Origin of the sequence: Shewanella sp. (assembly GCF_051658185.1) — a bacterium.
Taxonomy (GTDB): domain Bacteria; phylum Pseudomonadota; class Gammaproteobacteria; order Enterobacterales; family Shewanellaceae; genus Shewanella.
The window spans coordinates 1-5428 of the sequence record NZ_JBOFMC010000343.1 but is presented as its reverse complement, the minus strand read 5'-3'; the positions used below and the strand labels follow the sequence as shown (position 1 = coordinate 5428).

Here is a 5428-nt window from a genome sequence, read left to right as displayed (position 1 = left end):
GAGTATAGCGCTGCGCCAACAACTGCGGCTGTGGATGCGCGCGCCATTGCGACGAAAAACGCTGTAGCAAGCAGCCCGGCGCTAGTGACGAGTTCTGGTGTTAGCGCCGCAGCCGCAACGCCGGTCGCCACACCAGAGCCCAGCGCTGCAGTGGTGAGTGCTAATTCTGCAATGGTGAACACAAATACTGCAATGGTGAGCGCTAATACTGCACTAGAGAGTGCAGCCAGCAGCGCCGCGGTTAACAGCCTCGGCGCCGCGAATGTAAGCGGTGCTGTCAATACAGCCAATACCGCCAGTGCCGCTTATCCACAAGCTGAGCGCGCGATGACGGTGACCGAGGTGAGTTTGACGCCCCCGCAATTAGCGCAAAAACAGCTGGCTTTGGCCAAAGCCGCAGAGGGGCAGGGCGAGCTTCGTCAGGCTATTAACCATTATCAGCAGGCCTTAACGCTGACCCCGGGTTTACATGCTGCTCGTAAGCAGCAAGCAGCGTTGCTCTATGGCCAAGAACAATGGTCACAGGCGAGCGCCGTACTCGCCCAAGGAATATTGCTTTATCCACAAGAATTTGAATTTGCACTGTTATTAGCTCGGGTGCAGCAGGCTAAGGGCGATGGGGTAGAGGCGCTAGCAAGCCTAGAGTTGATCCCTGATGATCATGAGTTAGCTCGGCAAAAATGGTTGGCGCAAACCGATTTAGCCCAAAAACAGGGACAATTTGCTTTGGCAGAGCAAGCCTATCGTAAACTATTACAGCAAGAACCCCGGCAGGGAAAATGGTGGATGGGCTTAGCTTACGCCCTTGATTCTCAGCAACAATATCATCATGCACGCCAAGCCTACCGCACCGCGTTAACCCATGCAGGACTGTCATCACAGGCGACCGCCTTTATTGAACAGCGCTTAACTCAATTAGGAGATAGCCAATGAAACCTAAATTAAAGATGCGGTTAGGCGATTTGCTGGTACAAGAATCCATTATCAGTGCCGAGCAATTGCAACAGGCATTGTCACAGCAGCGTGATACTGGGCACAAATTGGGGCGTACGCTGATTGATATGCGAGCCATTAGTGAACAACAGCTGCTGCAGTTTCTCGCCCATCAACTCAATCTGCCGTTATTGGATATCAGTAAGCGGCCTATGTTAGCGGCGGTGGTGCAACTTATCCCCGAAGTGCAGGCCCGGCGTTTTCGTGCGCTTGCGGTAGAAGATAATGGCGACAACGTGTTAGTGGCGATGAGTGACCCTGCTGACTTGCAGGCGCTGGACTACTTAGAAATGGTGCTCGCGCCTAAGCGCTTGACGGTTGCCGTCGCGCCAGAGCAGCAGCTGCTAGAGGCGTTTGATCATTTGTATCGGCGCACGGAACAAATCGCACAAATTGCCGGTAAGCTTGAAGAGGAATATGCCGCCGATAAGTTGTTTGATTTAGCCAGTTTAACTGCGGGCGATAGCGATAATGAAACCACAGTCGTCAAGTTGCTGCAGTCGATTTTTGAAGACGCAGTACAAATGCGCGCCTCAGATATTCATATCGAGCCGGGAGAAAAGGTGCTGCGGATCCGGCAGCGGATCGATGGGCAGTTACATGAGACCATTTTGAAGGAAGTCAACATCGCCGCCGCGTTAGTGCTAAGGCTTAAGTTGATGGCAGGGCTTGATATTTCGGAGAAACGTTTACCGCAGGATGGCCGTTTTCACATGGACATCAAAGGCCATAAGATTGATGTGCGGATGTCGACTATGCCGATTTATCACGGCGAATCAGTGGTGATGCGTTTACTCGATCAGTCGGCAGGTTTGTTAACGCTCAATGAAACCGGTATGCCACCGGCGATTTTGGCGCGGATCCGCAAGCAGATTCAGCGGCCGCACGGCATGTTATTGGTGACGGGCCCCACGGGTAGCGGCAAAACCACCACCTTGTATGGCATCTTAAGTGAGCTCAATACTGCGGATCGCAAGATAATTACGGTAGAAGACCCGGTGGAATACCAATTGCCGAGGATTAACCAAGTTCAAGTTAACCATAAGATTGGCCTCGATTTTTCTAACGTGTTGCGTACCACTTTACGCCAAGACCCAGACATTATTATGGTCGGGGAGATGCGCGATCATGAAACGGTTGAAATTGGCCTACGTGGGGCGTTAACGGGGCATTTTGTGCTCTCGACCCTGCATACCAATGATGCGGTAACCAGCGCCCTGCGTTTGCTTGATATGGGAGCGGCAAGTTATTTGGTGGCGAGCGCCCTGAGGGTGATTATTTCTCAGCGTTTAGTGCGGCGAGTATGTTATCACTGCGGCGTAGAATATCAGCCCACAGTGCAAGAAAAGGCGTGGCTGGCGAGTGTGAGTGCCATGGATTTTTCGCGTGCGAGGTTCAAGGTGGGGACAGGCTGTCAGAGCTGCAATGGCAGTGGCTATCGTGGGCGTATTGGTATTTTTGAAATGCTCGAATTGGACGAAGCCATGATCGATGCCATGCGTAGCGGGGATCCGCAACATTTTGCGCGTGCGGCCTATGCCAGCCCACATTTTACTCCGTTGGCTGAATCAGCTCTGCAATATTTAAGTGAAGGCATGACGACGATTGAAGAGGTCGCCAAGCTGATGGAAGATGTGAGTGAATTACCGCCGGGGCATGCGCAAGCGGGCGCCGGTCAAGTCGAAACTGAGGCGTAATCATGCCTGTATATCAATACCGTGGCCGTAATGGGCAGGGCCAAGCCATCACCGGGCAATTGGATGCCAGCTCCCAAAGCGCGGCGGCGGATATGCTGCTGGCGCGAGGCATTATTCCCCTTGAAGTGGAGACAATGAAAAGCACCCGCACCTTTTCTGTGGCTCAGCTCTGGCGCGGTAAAGTCAGCTTAGACGAGCTACAGATCTTCACTCGGCAAATGTATTCGCTGACTCGTGCTGGCATTCCAATGTTGCGTGCCATTGCGGGGCTATCAGAAACCGCGCGCACCGAGCGGATGAAACAGGCGCTGAATGATATCTCTGAGCAGCTCACGGCGGGGCGGCCTTTATCCTCCGCCATGAACCAGCATCCCGAGGTGTTTAATGCGCTGTTTGTCGCTATGGTGCATGTGGGAGAAAATACCGGCAAGCTCGAAGAGGCCTTTTTGCAGCTTTCAGGCTATATCGAGCGTGAACAGGAAACCCGTCGCCGCATTAAAGCGGCAATGCGTTATCCCCTGTTTGTGTTGATCTCGATTGCACTTGCGATGGTGATCCTCAATATGATGGTGATCCCCAAATTTGCCGACATGTTTAGTCGGTTCGGGGCCGATTTGCCTTGGGCCACTAAAGTCTTAATCGGCACATCGCAATTTTTTGTCCATTATTGGCCGCTGATGTTAATGAGCCTCGTGGTCGGGATGATTGGCATCCGCTATTGGCACCACAGTGAGCGGGGTGAAAAGCAATGGGATAAGTGGAAATTGCGTATCCCTGTGGTTGGCTCGATTATCGAGCGCTCAACCTTGTCCCGTTATTGTCGCAGTTTTTCGATGATGCTCAGTGCCGGGGTGCCGATGACCCAAGCGTTAAGTTTGGTGGCCGATGCCGTGGATAACGCGTACATGCACGATAGCATTGTCGGCATGCGCCGCGGGATTGAATCAGGCGACTCCGTGCTCAGGGTCTCTAAACACAGCCAATTGTTTACCCCTTTAGTGTTGCAGATGGTGGCCGTGGGGGAAGAAACAGGGCAGATTGATCACCTGTTAAATGATGCGGCCGATTTTTATGAGGGTGAGGTCGATTATGATCTTAAAAACCTCACCGCCAAATTAGAGCCCATCCTCATCGGTATCGTGGCGGTAATCGTATTGGTGTTAGCACTCGGGATCTACCTGCCCATGTGGGATATGTTAAACGTGGTTAAGGGGGGCAAATAATGATGACGGCGCCCAAACAACACGTTGTATTGTAAAGTGTGTGCCTAGATGCAACGTCAACAACAGGCAGAACATAAGCTGCTGCGTGGGTATGGCTGCATGGTCACCTTGACGCTGGTCTTGGTGATAGTGGCGGTAATTGGGATAAAATATTTCTCGCGCTTACCGCCGCTGAGCGCGGGGCCCCTCGAGCAGCAGCATTCTCGCTGGGTAAATGTGTTAGCGATGGTTCGCGCCCAATGGTTATCTCTGGGTAAGCCTTCCCAACTGCAACTCACTTGGCAAGCATTTGCGCATCACCCGCATCATCAACCCAGCGTGGTGACGATGAATGAGTTCGGTTGGCCCGCGCCGCCCTCGCCAGATGGCCAAGGTTGCCAGCAATTGTGGCAGCAATTAATGGGGACGGAACTTAAGGTGAATGCCTTAGTGGCAGAGTATGTGGCGCAGGATAATAGCTGCCATTTTCACACCCAAAACGGCGATGGCTTCAGCTACCAACAGGATTTTGGCAGGGTCATTTTTTTGGCATCGCAGTAAAAGAGTGTTAAATAACGCGCAGTTTAGTCGGCATTACGCTGTTATAATCTGCGGCTTTCTATCTAGGAGCAATCAAGTGAAGACACAGCGATATCATCATGGTTTTTCATTAATTGAACTGGTCATTGTGATCGTCATTTTGGGACTGCTCGCGGCCACGGCTATCCCACGGTTTTTAAACGTGACTGATGATGCCAAGGATGCCAGTGTCGACGGCGTGGCGGGCGGTCTTTCTGCTGCTGTGAGCTTTGTGCGCTCACAATGGGAGGTCGACGGCCGTACAGGGAATAGCGTGATGCTTGATGGCACCACAATTAGCCTCGACCCCCGTTTTGGTTATCCAACGGGGATGTCGGTGAAGGATGCGACGGCGATGACGGATGCAAGCTGTCAGCAGGTATTTAATACCGTACTGCAAAGTGCGCCGCGTAATGTGCTTTACACTGATGATGCTCGTCATCAGCAATACACGGTCACAATGATTGACGGTGTCGGTGGTAGCTCAAATAGTATTAATGGGTTACCAGTGAGTGGGTTAGATTTGTGCGTGTACCACCAAGTGGCCTCACTCGTGTTAGATCCAACCACCGGCGTTCCTACTCCTGCTCCGAATTTATCGAGTCCTGGAGCGAGAGGGGTGATCTATAACCCCGGAACCGGGAAAGTGTTAAGTTTTACCCAACCCCCAGTTACGCCTTAATTTGCTGTGTTAATAGCATGAGCGAATGAGTTTATTGTTAAGTTTGTTTACAAGTGATTTAATTAATTGGTTTTCACAAAAGGGTCGTTTTATATGAAAAAACAACAAGGTTTTACCTTAATCGAATTAGTCGTCGTGATCATTATCTTAGGTATTCTTGCAGTCACCGCTGCGCCTAAGTTTATTAACCTGCAAGGCGATGCGCGCGTATCAGCTTTAAATGGCTTGAAGGCCTCAATTCAAGGTGCAAATAGCTTGGTTTATTCAAAAGCTGC

General features: G+C 51.5%; 6 protein-coding genes. All 6 read left to right on the top strand.

Annotated elements, in window-relative coordinates:
- Positions 1-933: tetratricopeptide repeat protein (locus ACRCZA_RS13035; protein ID WP_438674850.1), on the top strand; the 933-nt coding region annotated here is incomplete at its 5' end.
- On the top strand, positions 930-2690 hold the full coding sequence (locus ACRCZA_RS13030) for a GspE/PulE family protein (RefSeq protein WP_438674849.1): 1761 nt from the start codon (positions 930-932) through the stop codon (positions 2688-2690). The genes ACRCZA_RS13035 and ACRCZA_RS13030, both read left to right, overlap by 4 nt.
- A gap of 2 nt (positions 2691-2692) precedes the next feature.
- Positions 2693-3913, top strand: coding sequence for a type II secretion system F family protein (locus ACRCZA_RS13025; protein ID WP_438674848.1), 1221 nt, complete (start codon positions 2693-2695; stop codon positions 3911-3913).
- Between the two features lie 48 nt (positions 3914-3961).
- Positions 3962-4453: an MSHA biogenesis protein MshF gene (locus tag ACRCZA_RS13020; RefSeq protein ID WP_438674847.1), complete on the top strand. Its 492-nt coding sequence runs from the start codon at positions 3962-3964 to the stop codon at positions 4451-4453.
- 76 nt (positions 4454-4529) lie between these two features.
- Entirely contained in the window at positions 4530-5153 is a 624-nt protein-coding gene (locus ACRCZA_RS13015; protein WP_438674846.1) for a pilus assembly FimT family protein, read from the top strand.
- Between the two features lie 93 nt (positions 5154-5246).
- Positions 5247-5428: type II secretion system protein (locus tag ACRCZA_RS13010; RefSeq protein ID WP_438674845.1), on the top strand; the 182-nt coding region annotated here is incomplete at its 3' end.

What these genes read in the sequence shown, in the direction of transcription:
- ACRCZA_RS13030 (WP_438674849.1), top strand. Translation starts at nt 930, where the DNA reads ATGAAACCTAAATTAAAGATGCGGTTAGGCGATTTGCTGGTACAAGAA.
- ACRCZA_RS13025 (WP_438674848.1), top strand. Translation starts at nt 2,693, where the DNA reads ATGCCTGTATATCAATACCGTGGCCGTAATGGGCAGGGCCAAGCCATC.
- ACRCZA_RS13020 (WP_438674847.1), top strand. Translation starts at nt 3,962, where the DNA reads ATGCAACGTCAACAACAGGCAGAACATAAGCTGCTGCGTGGGTATGGC.